We start from the raw sequence: 19,576 nt of genomic DNA, 5'->3' as shown, positions 1-19,576 counted from the left end.
GCCGCACTCCCGGAACCAACAGCCATGAACAAGAACGCCAAGATCCTCGTGGTGGACGACGACACCGTCGTCCTCAAGGCGGTGACCCAGATCCTCCAGCGCGAGGGCTACCAGGTGGTGCCCATCGACGATGCGGTGGAGGGCCTCACCGCCGCCAAGGACCCGTCCGTGGACGTGGCCATCCTGGACATCAACATGCCCCACCTCTCGGGCATGGACCTGCTCAAGGCGATCAAGAGCGCGCGCCCCGAGGTGGAGGTGGTGATGATGACCGCCTACGCCACGGTGGAGACGGCCGTGGAGGCGGTGAAGGCGGGCGCCTACGACTACCTCACCAAGCCCTTCGAGAACATCGACGAGGTGAGCCTCACGGTGGCCAAGGCCGCCGAGCGCAAGCAGCTCAAGGACCGCACCCGCATGCTCGAGGAGCAGCTGGTGGCGAAGAACCAGTTCGAGGACCTCATCGGCCAGTCGAGCCAGATGCGCTCCGTCTTCAAGCTGGTGGAGACCGTGAGCTACTCCACCGCCACCGTGCTCATCCAGGGCGAGAGCGGCACCGGCAAGGAGCTGGTGGCGCGCGCCATCCACTACCGCAGCCCGCGCAAGGACAAGCCCTTCGTCGCGGTGAACTGCTCGGCCCTCACCGACACGCTGCTGGAGAGCGAGCTGTTCGGCCACATGAAGGGCTCCTTCACCGGCGCCACCGGCAACAAGAAGGGCCTCTTCGAGGCGGCCGACGGCGGCACCATCTTCCTGGACGAGATCGGCGACGTGCCCCCGGCCACCCAGGTGCGCCTGCTGCGCGTGCTGCAGGAGGGCGAGGTCAAGCGCGTGGGCGCCAACGAGTCCATCAAGGTGGACGTGCGCGTCATCGCGGCGACCAACGTGGACCTCGCCCGCGCGAAGGAGCAGGGGAAGTTCCGCGAGGACCTCTTCTACCGCCTCAACGTCATCGCCGTGCAGCTGCCCCCGCTGCGCGACCGCCCCGAGGACGTGCCCCTGCTCGCGCAGCACTTCCTGCGCATGTACTCGGACAAGCTCAAGAAGAAGCTCACCGGCTTCACCCCGCGCGCCATGGAGGCCCTCACCTGCAACCGCTGGACGGGCAACGTGCGCGAGCTGGAGAACGTGGTGGAGCGCGCCAGCGTGCTCACCAGCCACGAGGTGGTGGACGTGGACGACCTCTTCCCGGGCTTCCAGGGCCAGCCCCAGGCCGGCAGCAACGTGGAGGTCTTCAGCCTCTCGCACCTGCCCTACGCCCAGGCCAAGCGCCTCGCGATGCGCGCCTTCGAGCGCCGCTACCTCTCGGCGCTGCTCGAGAAGAACAACCAGAACGTCTCCAGCGCCGCGCGCGCCGCGGGCGTGGACCGCTCCAACTTCCGCCGCCTCCTCAAGCAGTACGAGGTCGCCGGCCGCAGCATGAAGATGGAGACGGACGACGACTCGATGGATGCCGCGAGCTGAGTCCGGAGTCCTCGCCCGGGAGAGGGGCTAGCCCTCCTCCCCCGGCTCCCGCGGCCGCGCCGCGAGCACGCGCTGGATCTCCTCGTAGCGCTGCCGCATCTGGGCCTCGAAGCCGTTGCTGCTCGGCGTGTAGAAGCGGCGCGCCTTGAGCGCCTCGGGCAGGTAGTCCTCGGGCACGTAGTTGCCCTCGAAGTTGTGCGGGTACTTGTACCCGCCGCCGTAGCCCATGCCCTTCATCAGCTGGGTGGGGGCGTTGCGCAGGTGCAGGGGCACGGGGAGCGCGCCCTCCTGCGTCACGGCGGCGCGCGCCGCGCCGTACGCGGTGATGACCGCGTTGCTCTTGGGCGCGAGCGCCAGGTAGGTCACCGCCTGGGTGAGCGGCAGCGCCCCCTCGGGCAGGCCCATCAGCTGGAAGGCGTGCAGCGCGTCCACCGCCACGCCCAGCGCGCGCGGGTCCGCGTTTCCCACGTCCTCGGAGGCGAAGATGACCATGCGGCGGAAGAGGAACACCGGGTCCTCTCCGGCCTCGAGCATGCGCGTCATCCAGTAGAGCGCGGCGTCCACGTCCGAGCCGCGCATGCTCTTGATGAAGGCGCTGACCACGTTGTAGTGCTCCTCGCCCCCCTTGTCGTAGAGCAGGGTCTTCTGTTGCAGCGCCTCCTCGGCGGCCTCGCGCGTGACGTGCGCGCCCGCGTGCCCCGCGGCCACCTCCAGCGCGGTGAGCGCCTTGCGCGCGTCTCCGCCGGCCGCCTGGGCGATGAAGTTCAGCGCCTCCTCGTCCACCTGCACCCGGCCCGCGAGCCCCTTGGGGCTCTCCATCGCGCGGCGCATCACGCGCACCAGCTCCTCCTCCTCGAGCCCGCGCAGGGTCACCACGCGGCAGCGGCTGAGGAGCGCGGCGTTGACCTCGAAGGAGGGGTTCTCGGTGGTGGCGCCGATCAGCGTCACCGTGCCCTTCTCCACGTGGGGCAGCAGCGCGTCCTGCTGCGCCTTGTTGAAGCGGTGGATCTCGTCGATGAAGAGCAGGGTGCGGGTGCGGTGCATGCGCCGGCGCTCCTGGGCGCGCGCCACCGTCTCGCGGATCTCCTTCACCCCGCCGAGCACCGCGGACAGGGACTCGAAGGCGCTGCCGGTGCTCTGCGCGATGACGCGCGCGAGCGTGGTCTTCCCGGTGCCGGGCGGCCCCCAGAGGATGAGCGAGGGCACCTGGTCCTGGGTGATGGCGCGGCGCAGGAAGCGCCCCTCGCCGGTGAGGTGCTCCTGGCCCACGAAGTCGTCCAGGGTGGTGGGCCGCATGCGCTCGGCGAGCGGGGCCGTGGCCTCCTGCTCCTTCTGGCCCGCGTGATCGAAGAGGTCCATGCCCCCTCCTATAACGCGCCCGTCCCACCGTCTGCGCAGGGACAGTGCCCGGGCTGTCCACCGGGAAAGGGGAGGCGGGCCGGGGGCGGGTGGATTAAGACTGCCGCTGACCGTGCAGACCCTGGCCCTCATCGCGAAGAAGGACAAGCCGGAGGCGGCGCAGCTCGCGCTGCAGCTGCGCGAGCGCTACCCGCAGCTCACCCTGCTCGCCGAGCGCGCCCTCGCGCACGCGCTGGGCTGGCCGCGCGTGGAGGACCGGGAGCTCGCCTCGCGCGCCGACCTCGCGGTGGTGCTGGGCGGGGACGGCACCCTCATCCACGCCGCACGCCTGCTGGGCGGCCGGGGCGTACCCATCCTGGGCGTCAACCTGGGCAGCCTCGGCTTCATGACCGAGGTGCCGGTGGAGGGGCTCTTCGAGCAGCTCGACGAGGTGCTCGCGGGGCGCTTCCGGGTGGACTCGCGCATGAAGCTGCGCTGCCGGCTGGTGCGCGCGGGCAAGCTCTGCCTCGAGGACGAGGTGCTCAACGACGTGGTCATCAACAAGGGGGCCCTCGCGCGCATCGGGGACCACCACGCGAGCATCGACGGCGTCTACATCACCACCTACAAGAGCGACGGCGTCATCGTCGCCACGCCCACCGGCTCCACCGCGTACTCGCTCTCCGCCGGCGGCCCCATCGTCCACCCCTCGGTGGACTGCATGGTGCTCTCGCCCATCTGCAGCCACGCCCTCACCCAGCGCTCCATCGTGGTGCCCGCCGAGCGGCTGGTGCGCATCGAGCTGGGGCCGAACACCGCGGACACCTACCTCACCCTGGACGGGCAGACCGGCCACGGGCTGCAGGGCGGGGACATCCTCGAGGTGGAGCGCTCGCCCAACCGGGTGAACCTCGTGCGCAACCCCAAGGTCGCGTACTTCTCCATCCTCCGGCAGAAGCTGCACTGGGGTCAGCGCTAGCCTGTCCAGCGGGCAGGCGGGCGCTGCGCTCGCACCCGCGGTGGCCCCGGACCCGCTCCGTGGAAAGCGTAGGCGCCAGGAGGGTGTGCCCATGGCCTGGCGTGACAACGGAAACGGCAACGAGCGGGACCTGCAGCGGCGCGGGGTGGCGCCGGAGCGGCAGGGCGAGGTGCCCCGTGCGCCCGAGCTGACGCCTCCGGGCAGCGCCGAGCGCAGCCGCTCGGACCTCACCGGCTACCGGCAGGACCGCGACGAGGAGCCCGAGGCGCGCCAGGGCCGCTTCCACCGCGCCGCGAGCCTGCGCCTGCTCACGCCCACGCTCTCGTACGAGCCGCGCCCGCCCGAGGGCCGCGCCGCGGAGCTGGAGCGCTGGGGCGGGGGCTGGCACGGGGAGCAGCCCTGGGAGCCGGACCCGAACCGCGCCGGGCGCGACCGCGCCGAGCTGCGCGAGCGCAGCCCCTCCCCGGGGCGCCTGGACGAGGGGGGCGACTTCTACGCGAGCGCGCCCACGCGCGCGGGCTTCGCCACGGCGTTCGCGGGGCGCGAGCGCGTGGAGCGCATGGCGGCCGAGGAGGCGCGCCTCGTGGAGCAGCTGCGCCGCGGCGGGCGAGGTGGGTCCGAGGCTCCGGGGCACGCGTTCACCTCGGGGTCCCGGGGCCTGCGCGAGGAGGGCAGCGTGCCGCGGCGCTGGCAGCGCGAGCCGCTCACCGCGCAGGAGGTCATGACCCGCAGCCCCCGCACCGTGAGCCGCGACAGCAGCCTGCAGGAGGCCGCGCGCCTCATGCGCGACGAGAACGTGGGCGTGGTGCCGGTGGTGGACCCGGGCGGGCGGCTGCTGGGGCTCGTCACCGACCGCGACCTGGTGGTGCGCGCCTTCACCGACCAGCGCAGCCCCGAGCAGTTCCGGGTGAAGGAGGTGATGACGGACGACGTGCACGCCGTCACCCCGGAGACCTCGCTCGTGGAGGTCATCGAGCTGATGGGCCGTCACCAGGTGCGCCGCGTGCCCGTGGTGGACCGCGAGGACCGACTGCTCGGCATCATCGCCATGGCGGACGTGGCCAACCGCGCCGACCAGGACGAGGAGCTGCAGCAGGCCCTCGAGCGCATCTCCTCGCGCCGCTCGTTCTGGAGCCGCTTCTAGGCCCTCCTGTGGGAGGCTTGGGCTCATGCCCAAGGCTCCCGCCAAGAAGCCCCGCGCGCCGACGAAGGACGTCAGCGAGCTGACGCCCGATGACCTGCGCGCGTTCCCCGTCTGGGAGTTCACGAACGAGGAGAGCGACGGCGACAGCGAAACCATGATGCGCGCCGTCCAGAAGCTTCCCGTGACCCACCTGGATGGACGGATCGTGGCGACCGAGGTGACCCTGGCGAACGGGACCCGGGTCTTCGCCACTCTGTCTAACGTGAGCGTGAAGAGCCCGCGCCAGACGCAGCAGTTCATCATGCTCTCGGTGCCGCGCGATGGCCGCACCTTCCACCTCGCGCGCTACTTCGACTTCGACGCGGCTGAGCGCGGCCCCGCAGCGCTCGCGCGTTTCCTGAAGCTGAAGCCGAAGGAGATCTTCCCCATCGCCTACGACCTTCGCAGCGTCTGCAAGGCGCGCTCTGCGGCGCTCGTGGGCCGCATCGAGCAGAAGCCGCCCGAGCGGCTCTCCGACGGAGAGCGGATGGACTTGCTCTTCGAGTAGGCGGCTACCCCCACCGGAAGATGCGCAGGGCGAGCGCCACCGTGAGGGCCCACTCGCTCTTGGGTCCCTCTTTCGGGAAGCTGGGGCGCGCGTCACGCCGCCGTCACCCCGGTGGCGACAGGGTGCGGGCGCATCGCAGGGCCGGAGCAAGAGGGGGGACGTCATGGCAGCCCACGATGGAGCGCTTCGAGGCGTGGCAGCGGGGCTCGCGCTCGCGCTGCTCGGCTGCGCCGGGGGCGAGGCGGAGCCGGTCTGCGCGCGCGTCACCTGGTCCGAGCTGCAGCTGGGCACGGCGGAGGACGACGTGGGCGTGGCGCTCGGCGTGGATGCGGCCTGCCACGTGTACGTGGCGGGGACCACGCGCGGCCGCTTCGAGGGTGCGCCGGAGGGCGCGCAGGGTGCGGAGGACGCATTCCTCCTGAGGCTCGGGACGGACGGGCGCCCCGCGTGGGTGCGCCAGCTGGGCTCTCCCGAGGCGGACACGCTCGCGGACCTCGCGGTGGATGCGGCGGGCGACGCCGTGCTGGTGGGCACCGCGCAGGGCGCGCTCCCGGGACGCAGCGCCTCTCCGGAAGGAGACCTCTACGCCGCGCGCTACGGCGCGGACGGCAGCCTGCGCTGGACGCGCCAGCAGGGAGGGCCGGGCACGGACCTCGGCATGGGCGTCGCGCTCGGCGACGACGGCCAGGTGTGCCTCTCCGGAGGCTCGGTGGCAGGGACCGGCAGCCTCGGAGCGCCCGCGCCCGAGCCGCGCGGCGGCACCGAGGCCACGCTCGACTGCCTCGATGCGCAGGGGCAGCTGCTGTGGCGCAGCGTCTACGGCACGGAGGCAGACGACTGGGGCCACCCGCTCGCGAGGGGGCCGGACGGCGCGCTCTACGTCGCGGGCGCCACCATGGGCGGCATGGAGGGGGAGGGCGCCGGCAGTACCGACGTGTTCCTCACCCGCTTCGGCCCGGACCACGCGCGGACGTGGACGCGGCAGCTGCGCACGCCGGACATCGACGGGCCCCTCGCGGTGGCGCTCGACGGCCACGGCGGGCTGTACCTGCTCGCCGTCTCCTTCAGCGACCTGCTGACGGGTGCGCTCGAAAACGACGGCGTGCAGAACGCCTTCCTCTTCCGCTTCCGCGAGGACGGGACGCTCGAGTGGGCGCGGCGGCTCGGGCGCGCGGAGGACGCCGCACGCGCGAGCGGGCTCGCGCTCGATGCCGCGGGAGGCGTGTACGTGGCGGGCACCACGCGCGGCGCGCTCGAGGGCGCACCGCGCGGAGGCAGCGACGCCTTCCTCGCGAAGCTGGACGCCCGGGGTGACACCGTCTGGGTGCGCCAGTGGGGCAGCCCCGCGGACGACGAGGCGCGCGACGTGGTGGTGACGCGCGCCGGCGACGTGCTCGTGGTGGGCAGCACGCGCAGCGCGGCGGGCGAGCGCGACGTGGTGCTGCGCCGCTTCGACACCGACGGCCGCTGAGAGGGAGGCGTCCCCCTCAGCGGCGCGCCCTAGCCGGGCAGGGGGCGGCAGGCCTCCTGCAGCTCGGCCACCGCCTCCTCGAAGCCCACGTCGTGCGGGTCCTCGCCGCGGCCGCGCAGCGACACCCGTCGGTGGGCGAGCTCCCGTCCGCCCACCACCGCCACGTACGGGATGCCCGCGCGGTAGGCCTCGACGATGCTGCGGGCGAGTGACTGCGCCCGCGGCTCCACCTGCACGCGCAGTCCCGCGGCCTCGAGTCGCGCCGAGAGCTCCCGCGCGTAGTCGCCCGCCTGTGGCCCCATGCCCACCACGGCCACCTGCTCGGGACAGAGCCACGGCGGCAGCGCGCCGCGGTGCTGCTCGAGCAGCACCCCGAGGAAGCGCTCCATGCTGCCCAGCAGCGCGCGGTGCAGCATCACCGGGCGGCGCCGCGCACCGCCCGAGTCCACGTACGCGAGGTCGAAGCGCTCGGGCAGCACGAAGTCCAGCTGCAGGGTGCCGCACTGCCAGGAGCGCCCCTGCCAGTCGCGCAGGACGAACTCCAACTTCGGGCCGTAGAAGGCGCCCTCGCCCGGCTGGTGGCGCAGCGCGAGCCCCGCGCCCTCCGCCGCCTCGCGCAGCGCGGCCTCCGCGCGGTCCCACAGCGCGTCGTCGCCTGCGCGCACCGCGGGCCGGCTGGAGAAGGCCACGTCCAGCTCCCCGAAGCCGAAGTCCGCGTAGAGCGCGCGCAGCGAGCCGCAGAAGCGCGCCACCTCCGCGGCCACCTGCTCCTCGCGGCAGAAGATGTGGCCGTCGTCCTGGGTGAACTGACGCAGGCGGAACAGGCCGTGCAGCGCGCCCGAGGCCTCGTTGCGGTGCACCAGGCCGAACTCCGCGAGCCGCAGCGGCAGGTCGCGGAAGGAGGGCAGCTGGCGGCGCACCAGCTGGATGTGCGCGGGGCAGCTCACGGGCTTGAGCGCGGCATGGCCCGGGCCTTCCGCGCCGCCCACGAGCAGCATGCCCTCGCGGAAGCTCTGCCAGTGGCCGCTGCTCTCCCAGATGGCCTGGTCCATCACCTGGGGGGTGCGCACCTCGCGGTAGCCCTCGCGTTGCACGTGCTGGCGCACGCGCTCCTCGAGGAGGCGGAAGAGGCGCATGCCGCGCGGGTGCCAGAAGACCATGCCGGGGGCCTCCTCCTGCAGGTGGAAGAGGTCGAGGCGCTGGCCGATGGAGCGGTGATCGAATTCGTCGAGCATGACGTACAGGCTCCTTTCGGGAGCGTGAGGGGCCATGCCGGAGGGGAGCGGTGTGTGAGGGACCACCTGCGCGCGCGCGCCCCGCCGGCAGCGGGCGGGGCGGGAAGGGGCGCGGGGTCCTCGTCAGTCGGCCGCGCGCACGCTTCCCAGCCCGCCCTTGCGGGTCGTGGTGGAAGTCGTGGTCGCGGTAGTGATGACGAAGCTCACGAGAGACAGGGTGCGGCGATGCGCGCCCGATGTCAACCTGCCCCCCTTCGGGAGCGGGGCGGCGGCGTCACAGCGTGATCAGCGCCTGCACCCGCGCGCCGCCGAGCCGCGCGCGCCCTGGCAGGAAGCCCAGCTCGGCGACGAAGCCGTAGCCCACCAGCTCGCCGCCCAGCCGCTCCACGAGCTTCCCCACCGCGCCCGCGGTGCCGCCGGTGGCGAGCAGGTCGTCCACCACCAGCACGCGCTCGCCCTTCGCGAGCGCGTCCTCGTGCAGCTCGAGCCCGTCCGTGCCGTACTCGAGCGCGTAGCGCTCCTGCACGCTGCGCCACGGGAGCTTGCCGGGCTTGCGCGCAGGCACGAAGCCCGCGCCGAGCGCGAGCGCCACGGGGGCGCCGAACATGAAGCCGCGCGCCTCGATGCCCACCACCTTCGTGACGTGCTCGCCGCGAAAGGGCGCGGAGAGCGCGGTGACCACGCGGGCGAAGAGGCGCGGGTCGGCGAGCACCGGCGTGATGTCCTTGAACACGATGCCCGGCTTGGGGAAGTCGGGCACGTCGCGCAGGCGGGCGGCGAGGTCGGCGGCGAGCTGGGGATCGATCACGCGTAGAGCTCCGGGTTCACGCAGTGGGGAGGCCTGCGGCCCGAGAGCGCCGCGAGCAGGTTGTCCACCGCCATCTGGGCCATCTTGCCGCGCGTCGCGTGGCTCGCGCTCGCGATGTGCGGCGCGAGCAGCACGTTGGGCAGCTGCAGGAGCGGGCTGTCCTGCGGCAGGGGCTCGGGGTCGGTCACGTCCAGCGCCGCGCCGCCCAGCCTCCCGCTCGCGAGCGCCTCCACGAGCGCCGCCTGATCCACCACGGGCCCGCGCGCGGTGTTCACCAGCAGCGCGCCCGGCTTCATCCGCGCGAAGTCCTCGCGGGAGAGCCACCCGCGCGTCTCCGGGGTGAGCGGCACGTGCAGGCTCACCATGTCGCTCTGGGCGAGCAGCTGCGCCTTGTCCACGCGCTCGAGCGCGAGTGTCCGCTCGAGCTCCGGCTGCGCGCTGCGCCCCACGTAGAGCACCCGCATCCCGAAGCCCGCCGCGCGCCGCGCCACCGCCGCGCCGATGGCCCCCAGCCCCACCAGCCCCAGCGTGGCCCCGTGCACGTCGGGCCCCAGCAAGAGCCCCGGCTCCCACGTCTTCCACTTCCCCTCGCGCACGAAGCGGTCCGCCTCGGCCACGCGGCGCGCGAGCGCGAGCAGCAGCGCGAAGGCGAAGTCCGCCGTCGTCTCGGTGAGCACGCCCGGCGTGTTGCCCACCGCGATGCGCCGGCGCGTGCAGGCCGCCACGTCGATGTTGTCGTAGCCCACCGCCACGTTGCTCACCGCGCGCAAGGAAGGCGCCTGCGCGAGCAGCGCCTCGTCCACGCGGTCGGTGAGCAGGGTGATGAGGCCGTCTGCCCCCCGTGCGCGCTCGCAGAGGAGGCCGTGAGGGGGCGGCAAGGGCCCGGGCCACACCTCCAGGTCCACCTGCGCCGCGAGCTGCGCGAGCGCGGTGCCAGGCAGCTGCCGGGTGACGAAGACGCGGGGCCAGTTGGGGGAGTGGGGGGAGGCGGAGGTCATGCGCCGGACATGCTCGCACACCTGCCTGCTGTGCGGCCGGCGAGGAGTGGACGGCTGCGGGGCGGCAGGCCGGGGGCGGCACAAACCCCTCGCCCAGAGGGGGGCGGCGTGTGTTATGCGCAGAGATTCCCTTTTCGCCGGGCGAGCTACGACGCGTGTCTTCGATTGCTGACAGCCGAGAACCCCTCAGTGCGCAGGACGGCCAGTGGCTGCGCGCCCTCAAGGCCGAGGTCCAGCCCACCACCTTCAAGAAGGGCCGCGAGTACGCGGAGAGCCGCCGCGTGAGCGCGCTGCAGCGCGAGGGCTCGACCATCCGCGCCCTCGTCGCCGGCTCCAACGGCGAGCGCTACGAGTCCTCGCTCGAGGTGGCCAACGGCCGCGCTACCTCCAAGTGCACCTGCGCCTCGTGGAACGCGTACGGGCCGCACTGCAAGCACGTGGTGGCCATGGCGCTCATCTACGCGGCGCGCTTCCGCATCCCGGGCGCCGCGGCGCGGCCCCAGCCGGTGGCCCGCGTGGCCGAGCCCGCTCCGAGCGACGACGCGCCCGAGGAGGCGAGCAACGACGACCCGATGGTGGACCTGCCCCCGGCCGCCGAGGCCGTCACGCTGCCGGCGCTCGCGAAGCTCGAGAGCTGGCTGGGGCTCTCCTCGCTGCCGGACTACGAGTTCCTCTACCGCCTCACGCCGTCCGGCGCGGGCGCGGTGGGCCGCCACTGGGTGGTGGACGTGCGGCGCCAGGACGCGCAGGCCAAGGGCCCGGTGCACGTGAAGCGCGTGCTGCAGGCGGGCACCCGCATCGCGCCCGCGGACGAGCGCGTGTTCCTCGTGCTCGCGAAGCACGAGCACCGCTACGACTCGCGCATCGTGCTCTCGGACGAGGACCTGGTGGACGTGCTGGACCTGCTGCGCCAGCGCCGCGTCATCTACCGCGGTACGCCGCTGGTCTTCATGGAGCAGGCGGCGCGCCCGCAGATCCGCCTCGAGTCGCGCCCCGACGGCGCGCTCGCGCGCATCGAGCTGCTCTTCCCCGACGGCAGCGCCCAGGCGATGAAGGACGTCATCCTGCTCGCGGGCCGGCGCACTTTCGTGCTCGCCGGGCAGAACCTGCACGCGGTGGAGCCGGACTTCCCGCCGCGCCTGCTGCGCAAGTGGCTGCTCGAGCCGAACATGGCCTTCCCCGCGGGCCAGCTCGACCGCGTGCTCACCTTCTTCGCCGCGCACCTGCCGCGCTTCCGGATGAGCCTCAAGGCGGACAACATCGACGTGGACGAGTCGGTGGAGCCGCGCTTCGTGCTCACGCTCGAGGGCAACCCCGAGAAGGTGCGCGCGCAGCTCGCCGCGCGCTACGGCCAGGCCACCGTGTCGGTGAGCCCCACCGCCACGCACCTCGGCTACGCGAGCGGCGTGGGCGGCGAGAGCCGCAAGCTCTACCGCCGCCGCGAGGAGCAGGAGCGCGCGGCCGGCAAGCGCCTCGTGGAGATGGGCTTCCGCTTCGATGCGCCCGCCCAGGCCTTCGAGGCCACGGGCGACGCCGCGGTGGAGTTCTGGGCGCGCGGGCTCGCCTCGCTCCCCGAGGAGTGGGAGCGCTACGGCGTGCAGGCGCCCAAGGTGCGGCTGCGCCCCAAGCTCAAGCCCCGCATCCGCGTGGGCATGAGCGGGGTGAGCTGGTTCGAGCTGGACGCGGAGTTCGTCACCGACGACCAGCAGGTGGACCTGGGCGCGGTGCGCATGTGGCTGGACTCGGGCCGCAAGTTCGTCCCGCTCAAGGACGGCTCCTTCGCGGAGGCCGACGTCGCCGAGCTCAAGCGCGCCGCGGACCTGCTCGAGGAGGCCGGCGCGCTGCCCGGTCGCAAGACCACGCGCCTGCCCCTGCACCAGGCGGTGGCGCTGGACCTGCTCGTCGACCTGGGCGAGTTCACCGAGGTGGAGACCAAGGCGCGCCAGGCGATGCTCGAGCTGCGCGACACCCAGGGCGTGCCCAAGGTGGCCGTGCCCGAGGGCCTGCAGGCGACCCTGCGCCACTACCAGGAGTCGGGCCTCGCGTGGCTGTGGTTCCTGCACCGCCACGGCCTGTCCGGCATCCTCGCGGACGACATGGGTCTGGGAAAGACCATCCAGGCCCTCTCCATGCTGCAGAAGGTGGCGAACGACGAGGGGCGCAAGCCCAGCCTCGTGGTCGCCCCCACCAGCGTGCTCGCCAACTGGGAGCGCGAGGCGGAGAAGTTCACGCCGGGCCTCAAGACCATGGTGTGGCACGGGCAGGACCGGCGCGAGCGCGCCGAGGACCTCAAGGGCATGGACCTGGTGCTCACCAGCTACGCGCTCGTGCGCCGCGACCTCGAGGAGCTGAGCGGGGTGGGCTTCCGCTACGTGATTCTCGACGAGGCGCAGAACATCAAGAACGCGGACAGCGCCACCGCGCAGGCGTGCAAGAGCCTGCCCTGTGACATGCGGCTCGCGCTCACCGGCACGCCGCTGGAGAACCGGCTCTCGGAGCTCTGGAGCCTCTTCGACTTCCTCATGCCGGGCTTCCTCGGCAGCGCCGAGGGCTTCAGCGACCGCTACGAGCAGCCCATCCAGGTGGCCAACGATCCGCTCGTGCGCGACCGGCTGCGCCGCCGCATCCAGCCCTTCATCCTGCGCCGGCTCAAGACCGAGGTGGCCAAGGACCTGCCGCCCAAGACCGAGACCGTGGCCTACTGCGAGATGGAGCCCGGCCAGGCGGCGCTCTACCGCGAGGTGCTCGAGGAGAGCCGCCGCAAGGTGAGCGAGAGCATCGAGAAGGTCGGCTTCAAGCGCAGCCGCGTGAGCATCCTCGCGGCGCTGATGCGGCTGCGCCAGGTGTGCTGCGACCCGCGCCTGCTCAAGATGCCGCCCGGAACGCTCCTGCCCTCCAGCGCGAAGCTGGACCGCTTCGGCGGGCTCGTCACGGACCTCATCGCTGAAGGGCACCGCGCGCTCGTCTTCAGCCAGTTCACCGAGATGCTCGAGCTGCTGAAGACCGAGGCGGACAAGAAGGGCACGCGCTACCTGTACCTGGACGGCCGCACCAAGGACCGCATGGGCAAGGTGGACGAGTTCAACCGCGGGGACGGCCCGCCGCTCTTCTTCATCAGCCTCAAGGCGGGCGGCACCGGCCTCAACCTCACCGCGGCCGACTACGTCATCCACTACGATCCGTGGTGGAACCCGGCCGTCGAGGACCAGGCCACCGACCGCACCCACCGCATCGGGCAGACGCGCGCCGTCATCAGCTACAAGCTCATCACCCGCGGCACGGTGGAGGAGAAGATCCTCACCCTGCAGAAGCGCAAGAAGGACCTCGCCGCCGGCGTGCTCAGCGCGGACGCGGACTTCGGCAAGCTGCTGAGCGAGCAGGACGTCGCGGACCTGTTCCTCCCCGAGTAGCCCTCATCGGGGCGGAAGAACTCCGCCCCCCTCCGCCGTTCCCCTGCGCGCCTCCTGCGCTCGAGCCCCCTTGCCCTGCGAGCCCTCGTCCGAGCTCCCGGGTGAACGCTTGTGCAGTGTCAGGGGCCACTGGTAGGGTGTTCAGTATCCAGGCCCACTGCGGCCAGACGGAGGGAAGCGGCGTGCTCACGGGCTTGCGCATCTCGAATGTGGCGGTCATCGAGGAGGTGGAGGTCGGCTTCGGTACGGGGCTGACCGTGCTCACGGGCGAGACCGGGGCGGGCAAGAGCATCCTGGTGGACTCGCTGGGGCTCTTGCTCGGCGGTCGCGCGGATGCGGACTGCGTGCGCGCGGGCTGCGACGAGGCCTCGGTGGAGGGCGTGTTCCTGCGCACCCCCGTGCTCGGCGCGCGCCTCGAGGAGCTGGGGCTGCCGGACCTGGGCGAGGAGCTCTCGGTGCGCCGGGTGGTGGGGCGCACGGGGCGCGGCAAGGCGTACGTGAACGGCGCGCTCGTCACGGTGGGCGTGCTCGCGCGCCTCATGCGCGGCGCGGTGGACATCGCCGGGCAGCACGAGCACGTGAGCCTCTTCGACGCCGCGCTGCACCGCGCGCTTCTGGACCGCTACGGCGACCTCTCGGCCGCGCTCACGGCCTACTACGGCGACTACGCGGCCCTGCGCGACGTGCAGGGGCGCATGGAGGCGCTCGGCGGAGACGAGACCAAGGTGCGCCAGCGCGCCGAGTTCCTGCGCTTCCAGCTCGAGGAGATCGTGCGGGTGGACCCCCAGCCGGGCGAGGACCTGGCGCTGGACGCCGAGCGCAAGCGGCTCGCCGGGGCGGAGAAGCTGCGGCGCCAGGCGGCCGAGGCCGAGGCGCTGCTGTGCGGGGGCGAGGACGGCAACGCGGTGGAGGTGGTGGGCAAGAGCCTCTCGCTCGTGCAGGAGGCGTTGAAGCTGGACGCCTCGCTCGCCCCGCTCGCGCAGAGTCTCGGCGGCGCGCTCGCGGAGCTGGAGGAGGCGGGGCGCGGGCTCGGGCGCTACGTGGGGGCGCTGGACGGCGACCCCGAGCGCCTCGCCGAGGTGGACGAGCGCCTGGATGCGATCAAGCGCCTGTGCCGCAAGCACGCGGCGCCGCTCGAGGCGGTGCTCGCGCGCCGCGGCGAGCTGGAGGCGGAGCTCGCCACGCTGGACAACCGGCAGGAGATCCTCGAGGAGCTCGAGGCCGAGCGGCGCAAGGCCGAGGCCCGCGCGCGCGCGAGCGGCACGGCCCTCTCCAAGGCGCGCAGCGCCTGCGCCCGGGACTTCGCGGCCGGCGTGCGCGAGGGGCTCTCGCAGCTCGCGCTGGGCAAGGCCGCCTTCGAGGTGCGCGTCACGCCCACGGAGACGCTGCGCCCCGAGGGCCTGGACGAGGTGGAGTTCTTCTTCAGCGCGAACCCCGGCGAGCCCTCGCGCCCGCTGGCCAAGGTGGCCTCCGGAGGCGAGGCCAGCCGCCTGCTGCTCGCGCTCAAGCGCGCGCTCGCCGGCAGCGACGGCTGCGGCTCCTACGTGCTGGACGAGGCGGACAGCGGCGTGAGCGGCGCGATCGCGGACGTGGTGGGGCGGATGATCCGCGACGTGAGCGGGCACCGCCAGGTGCTCTGCATCACGCACCTGCCGCAGGTGGCCGCCTACGCGGACGCGCACCTGCTCATCCGCAAGGACCTGCGCGGCGAGCGCACCGTGTCCGAGGTGGTCCCGCTCGCCGCGGGCGCCGAGCGCACGCAGGAGCTCGCGCGCATGCTCTCCGGCGTGGAGGTGACGCGCGAGGCGCTCGGGGCCGCGGAGGCCCTGGTGCGCGCCGCCCAGCAGCAGCGCGCCCGGCCCGCCGCCGCGCCGGCGCCCGCGAAGCGCGGCGCTCCGGGGGCGGGGCCTGCGCCCGTGCCGGCAGGGGAGGGGGGCGGCGAGCGGCGCCGCCTCCGGCGCTCCGCCTAGGCGCGCGGCTGCACCGGCGGCGACAGACAGGGCTGTAGCACTGTGGTCGCCGCCTTGCCCCGGCCCGGGGCCTCGCCTAGCATCCGGGGCGTGTCGACACCCGCAGGGCACGCCGCGGCCCACCGCATGACAGTCGTTTCCGCCGGCCTCACCGATGTCGGCCGCAAGCGGAACCACAACGAGGACAGCTTCCTCGTCGATGACGAGCTGCACCTGTACGTCGTGGCCGACGGCATGGGCGGCCACGCCGGCGGCGGCACCGCGAGCCGCATCGCGGTGGAGACCATCGACAAGGAGCTGCGCCGCGCGCGCGACTCCCGCGACAACCCCTTCGTCACCACCGCGAACCTGCAGGACTCCGCCATCCCCGAGGCCCTGCGCGCCTCGGTGGAGGCCGCCTGCCGCGCCATCTTCGCCGCCGCCCAGGAGGACCCCCGGCTGGCGGGCATGGGCACCACCGTCATCTCGCTCGTGGTGCACGACGACTTCGCCTTCTTCGCCCACGTGGGGGACAGCCGCGCCTACCTCATCCGCGGAGACCTCATCCAGCAGATCTCCGAGGATCACTCCCTGGTCAACGAGCAGATCAAGGCCGGGATGATCACCCCCGAGGAGGCGAAGCACTCGCGCTACAAGAACATCATCACCCGCTCCGTCGGCTTCGAGGAGGAGGTGCTGGTGGACGTGATGGGGCTGGTCGCCGAGCCGGGCGACACCTTCGTCCTCTGCTCGGACGGGCTCGCCAACATGGTCGAGGACCGCGAGCTGCTCGAGACCGTGCGCCAGGCGCGCTCGCTCGAGGAGGCCTCCCAGGCCCTCATCGACCTCGCCAACGAGCGCGGCGGCGACGACAACATCACCGCCATCGTGGTGCAGACGCGCGCCTAGCCGGGCCCGGTGGCCGCGGCCTGCCGCCGCGGGTCCTCCTCCTGGCCAGGGTCACCGTTCATTCCCCACCGGTCCCCACATCGTTTGAGTCCCCATTAGTTTCACACAGGTACGGGGATTGTTTACCTTGACACTGTTCAAGCCTCGGGGAAAGCTCCCGACCCCCCTGCCGAGGCTCTGCCAAGCGGCGGTTGGCTGACGGTCGTACGGGTCGCCTGGTGGGTGGGGGAGGTGTCGGGCGAGCGGGCGGGCCTTAGGTTCTGGGGCCTTGCGAGTCGAAGAGTCGGCAGTGGTCTGAGGAGGAGCCGTCAGTGGCGAACAAGTCCTACACCGTGATTCTGGTTCCGGATCACGACTCTCCGGTGAAGCGCTACCGGATCCAGAAGTCCTTCCTGGTCCAGGTGGGCATGGGCGTCATGCTCCTGGCTGGGCTGGGCCTGGGGGCCAGCGTCCACTACTTCTCCGTGGCGCAGGACGCCGCCGAGAACCGCATCCTGCGCGAGGAGAACCTCACCCTGCGCAGCCAGCTCAAGACGGTGCGCGAGCGCATCGAGCACATCGGCTCCACGCTCGACCGCGTGGAGCGCTTCGACCAGAAGCTGCGCGCGGTCACCCTGCTCAACGACCCGCAGCGCAACCTCGCCATGGGCCCCACCGAGGCGGCCCCCGGCACCACCGCCCCCGCGGCGGAGACCCAGTTCACCCAGCTGACCACCACCGAGTCGCCCAAGGCGCTGGTGGGGCGGCTGGACCGGCTCTCGGCGGAGGCCACCCGCCAGGAGCAGAGCCTGCAGGAGCTGCAGGCCTACTTCCAGGACCAGAAGTCGCTGCTCGCCTCCACCCCGTCCATCTGGCCGGCGCGCGGCTGGGTGACGAGCGACTTCGGCCAGCGCCTGGACCCGTACACCGCGGACCGGGTGATGCACGGCGGCCTCGACATCGCGGCGCCGCAGGGCAAGGAGGTCTTCTCGCCCTCGGACGGCACCGTGGTGTTCGCGGGGCTCGAGGGCGGCTACGGCAACGTGATCGTCATCGACCACGGCTATGGCATCAAGACGCGCTACGGCCACCTGGCGAAGATCAACGTGAAGGCGGGCGACCGCGTGAAGCGCGGCACCCCCATCGCCAACGTGGGCAACACCGGCCGCTCCACCGGCCCGCACCTGCACTACGAGGTGCGCGTGAACGGCATCCCGCAGAACCCGCGCAAGTTCATCCTCGAGGAGTAGCGAGGAACGCAGCGCGACGGCGCCCCACGGCCCGCCCGGGAGTCCCTTCGCGGACCCCTGCGCGGGCCGCGCGCTTTCCGGGGGGGCCTGCGCAGCAGGGCAGCTTCTGCCGCAGCCCGCTTGCGCGTCCGCCCAGGGGGCGGGCGCCATCGCGGCGCGCGGGCCCAGGGGTGGTGCGCCCACCGGGCCCCTCAGGGCGTGAGGGGCACCGCGCCCGCGAGCTCCAGCGTGCGCCGCTGCACCCCGCGCTCCCCGCCCATGCGCGCGAGCGCGAAGGCGCGCTCGAGCTCGGCCCACACCAGCGGCCCCAGCACCTGCCAGTGGGAGGGCGAGCGCACGGCGAGCGAGAGCTGCGCGAGCGTGAAGCCGGGGAGCTCCGCGCCTGCGGGCAGCGCCGCGCGCGCCGCCTCCGTGAGTGCTGCCTCGGCCCGCGCCGCTGAACCGTTGCCAGCGCCTTCATCGAGCTGCAGCCCGGAGCTGGGCACGAGCAGCGCGGCGAAGCAGTCGCCGTGCAGGCGCACCACGCGCGCGCCGGGGAAGGCGCCCTTCAGCGCGCCCACCACCCCGCGCAGCAGCGCATCTCCTGCCGCGAAGCCGTGCCGCGCGTTCACGTGGATGAGGCCGCGCACGTCCGCCACCAGCGCGTCCACGCGCCAGGCGTCGTGGTGGGCGTGGGTGGAGAGGTCGTACTCCTCCTTCAGCACCGTGCCCTGCAGCAGCGCGAGCGCGCCCAGGGCGCCCGTGGCGTCGGGCGCGCCGCGGCGCGCCTCCTCGGCCTCGAGCAGCAGGGTGAGCGCCGCCTGCACGGGCTCGCGCTCGCGCTGCAGCACGCGGGGAAAGAGGTTCACGAGGCGGTTCGCGGTGGCGTCGTCGAGTGGGTAGGGCATGGGAGGGGAAGGGCCTTCAGCGCCGGCGCGCGGTGACGGTGACCTCGTCGCGGTCGTGGTAGAGCTGGCGCACGCGCAGGCCCTGCCAGCCGCCGTCCTGCTCCAGCGTGTGGCGCACGCGGACGAGGACCGGGTTCTTGTCGTCCATGGGCAGCTTGATGTTCGCGACGAGCTGGTCCGCCCAGCCGCGCCGCCCCCACTTGGCCAGCAGCTGCGCGACCTCGAGCGGGCGCCAGGCCATGTCGCAGAAGAGCCAGTCCACCGGCTCCTCGGGCTCGTAGCTGAAGGCGCTCGCCTGCTCGTGGCGCACGCGCGGGTTGCGCGCGAGCTCGGGCAGGAGCTTCGCCGGGTCCACGGCGATGACGCGCGCGCCGCGCGCCACCAGCCGCTGCGTCCAGCCGCCCGGCGCCGCGCCCAGGTCCACGCACACGTCTCCGCGCGCCGGCTCCAGGGGCAGCGCGTGCAGCGCCTCCTCCAGCTTCATCGCGGCGCGGCTCGGCGCATCCGCCTCGCGGCGCATGCGCTGGCGGCCGCCGGGCGCGAGGCTCAGCGCCTCGCGCGCGGGCGCGCTGCCCACCGCGAGCAGCCCGGGCGCGAGCACCAGCGAGACCAGGAGCCCGCCCGCATCGCGCGCGCGCTCGGGCTCGGCCAGCACCCGGCCCTCCGGCAGCGCGGCCGCGACCGCGTCGCGCAGCGCCTCCGCCTCGGAGGCGAGGGGGTTCGCCGCCGCGGTGTCCGGGGTGAAGGCCTGCAGCGCGAAGGGCGCCTTGCCCACGGCGCCGAGCAGGCGCCCGGCGAGCAGCGCGGGCGCCGCCTCGGGCGCCGACGGAGCGAAGGCCTCCAGCACCCGCAGCCCCTGCCGGGCAAAGGCTGGCAGCAGCCCCGCCCGTACATCGCTCTCCACCAGGGCCTCCGCCACGAGGCGCGGGGCGGCGCCCGCCCAGGCGAGCTCCTCGAAGAGGTGCGCCTCGAAGCCCGCGCGGCAGGTCCAGAGGAAGCGCCCGGCGCGCGGCAGCAGTGGCTCGCGGGGGAGGGGAGGGGCGCGCACCCGCGGCGGCACCGGGGGCGGGCGCGCCGCCGAGGGGCCTGCGCCCGGAGCGGGCGCTGCGTGGTAGCCCTTGCGGGCCGAGGCGGCGCTCGCCGCGCGCTGCGCCCGGGAGGCGGGGCGGCGCTCGCCGGAGGGCGCCGGGGCGGGGCGCGGGCCCGGC

General features: G+C 73.4%; 15 protein-coding genes. 9 read left to right on the top strand and 6 right to left on the bottom strand.

Annotation, left to right across the window (positions count from 1 at the left end):
* The first annotated feature begins 24 nt into the window (after nucleotides 1–24).
* Entirely contained in the window at nucleotides 25–1,464 is a 1,440-nt protein-coding gene (locus FGE12_RS10070; RefSeq protein ID WP_153866178.1) for a sigma-54 dependent transcriptional regulator, read from the top strand.
* 27 nt (nucleotides 1,465–1,491) lie between these two features.
* Here FGE12_RS10070 and FGE12_RS10065 read toward each other — a convergent pair whose 3' ends face one another.
* On the bottom strand, nucleotides 1,492–2,823 hold the full coding sequence (locus FGE12_RS10065; RefSeq protein ID WP_153866177.1) for a replication-associated recombination protein A: 1,332 nt from the start codon (nucleotides 2,821–2,823) through the stop codon (nucleotides 1,492–1,494).
* A gap of 112 nt (nucleotides 2,824–2,935) precedes the next feature.
* On the opposite strand from FGE12_RS10065, the gene FGE12_RS10060 reads away from it, so the two are divergent.
* The 4 genes from FGE12_RS10060 (at nucleotide 2,936) to FGE12_RS10045 (ending at nucleotide 6,943) form a co-directional block, all read left to right on the top strand.
* Nucleotides 2,936–3,781 (top strand): NAD(+)/NADH kinase, encoded by an 846-nt coding sequence (locus FGE12_RS10060; RefSeq protein WP_194797754.1) that lies wholly within the window; start codon nucleotides 2,936–2,938, stop codon nucleotides 3,779–3,781.
* 91 nt (nucleotides 3,782–3,872) lie between these two features.
* Nucleotides 3,873–4,925 carry a CBS domain-containing protein gene (locus tag FGE12_RS10055; protein ID WP_153866175.1) on the top strand — a complete coding sequence of 351 codons (1,053 nt, stop codon included), beginning with the start codon at nucleotides 3,873–3,875 and terminating at the stop codon, nucleotides 4,923–4,925.
* A 25-nt stretch (nucleotides 4,926–4,950) separates the two neighbouring features.
* Nucleotides 4,951–5,472: a hypothetical protein gene (locus tag FGE12_RS10050; RefSeq protein ID WP_153866174.1), complete on the top strand. Its 522-nt coding sequence runs from the start codon at nucleotides 4,951–4,953 to the stop codon at nucleotides 5,470–5,472.
* 163 nt (nucleotides 5,473–5,635) lie between these two features.
* The gene (locus FGE12_RS10045) at nucleotides 5,636–6,943 is read left to right on the top strand and encodes an SBBP repeat-containing protein (RefSeq protein ID WP_153866173.1); all 1,308 of its coding nucleotides are present in this window, start codon (nucleotides 5,636–5,638) and stop codon (nucleotides 6,941–6,943) included.
* Between the two features lie 29 nt (nucleotides 6,944–6,972).
* Here FGE12_RS10045 and thrS read toward each other — a convergent pair whose 3' ends face one another.
* The 3 genes from thrS to FGE12_RS10030 form a co-directional block, all read right to left on the bottom strand.
* Nucleotides 6,973–8,178 (bottom strand): threonine--tRNA ligase, encoded by a 1,206-nt coding sequence (thrS, locus tag FGE12_RS10040; protein ID WP_153866172.1) that lies wholly within the window; start codon nucleotides 8,176–8,178, stop codon nucleotides 6,973–6,975.
* Nucleotides 8,179–8,452: 274 nt separating this feature from the next.
* Nucleotides 8,453–8,983 (bottom strand): adenine phosphoribosyltransferase, encoded by a 531-nt coding sequence (locus tag FGE12_RS10035; RefSeq protein WP_194797789.1) that lies wholly within the window; start codon nucleotides 8,981–8,983, stop codon nucleotides 8,453–8,455.
* Nucleotides 8,983–9,984 (bottom strand): D-glycerate dehydrogenase, encoded by a 1,002-nt coding sequence (locus FGE12_RS10030; protein WP_153866171.1) that lies wholly within the window; start codon nucleotides 9,982–9,984, stop codon nucleotides 8,983–8,985. Before FGE12_RS10030 ends, FGE12_RS10035 begins: the two co-directional genes overlap by 1 nt.
* Nucleotides 9,985–10,139: 155 nt before the next feature.
* Between FGE12_RS10030 and FGE12_RS10025 the strand changes: the two genes are divergently transcribed.
* The 4 genes from FGE12_RS10025 (at nucleotide 10,140) to FGE12_RS10010 (ending at nucleotide 17,481) form a co-directional block, all read left to right on the top strand.
* Nucleotides 10,140–13,394, top strand: a complete 3,255-nt coding sequence (locus FGE12_RS10025; protein WP_194797753.1) for a DEAD/DEAH box helicase — start codon at nucleotides 10,140–10,142, stop codon at nucleotides 13,392–13,394.
* A 182-nt stretch (nucleotides 13,395–13,576) separates the two neighbouring features.
* The gene (recN, locus tag FGE12_RS10020; RefSeq protein WP_194797752.1) at nucleotides 13,577–15,364 is read left to right on the top strand and encodes a DNA repair protein RecN; all 1,788 of its coding nucleotides are present in this window, start codon (nucleotides 13,577–13,579) and stop codon (nucleotides 15,362–15,364) included.
* Nucleotides 15,365–15,490: 126 nt separating this feature from the next.
* On the top strand, nucleotides 15,491–16,252 hold the full coding sequence (locus FGE12_RS10015) for a Stp1/IreP family PP2C-type Ser/Thr phosphatase (RefSeq protein ID WP_153866170.1): 762 nt from the start codon (nucleotides 15,491–15,493) through the stop codon (nucleotides 16,250–16,252).
* 311 nt (nucleotides 16,253–16,563) lie between these two features.
* Complete coding sequence (locus tag FGE12_RS10010) at nucleotides 16,564–17,481, top strand: M23 family metallopeptidase (protein WP_194797751.1); 918 nt, start codon at nucleotides 16,564–16,566, stop codon at nucleotides 17,479–17,481.
* Nucleotides 17,482–17,672: 191 nt separating this feature from the next.
* Here FGE12_RS10010 and FGE12_RS10005 read toward each other — a convergent pair whose 3' ends face one another.
* Both FGE12_RS10005 and rlmM read right to left on the bottom strand, forming a co-directional pair.
* Nucleotides 17,673–18,368, bottom strand: a complete 696-nt coding sequence (locus tag FGE12_RS10005) for a GGDEF domain-containing protein (protein ID WP_153866168.1) — start codon at nucleotides 18,366–18,368, stop codon at nucleotides 17,673–17,675.
* 16 nt (nucleotides 18,369–18,384) lie between these two features.
* Nucleotides 18,385–19,416 (bottom strand): 23S rRNA (cytidine(2498)-2'-O)-methyltransferase RlmM, encoded by a 1,032-nt coding sequence (gene rlmM, locus FGE12_RS10000; RefSeq protein WP_370458941.1) that lies wholly within the window; start codon nucleotides 19,414–19,416, stop codon nucleotides 18,385–18,387.
* Between the last annotated feature and the right edge of the window lie 160 nt (nucleotides 19,417–19,576).

Source organism: Aggregicoccus sp. 17bor-14, from assembly GCF_009659535.1.
Lineage (GTDB): Bacteria > Myxococcota > Myxococcia > Myxococcales > Myxococcaceae > Aggregicoccus.
The sequence above is the reverse complement of the archived record's forward strand: the minus strand, read 5'-3'. Positions and strand labels throughout refer to the sequence as shown.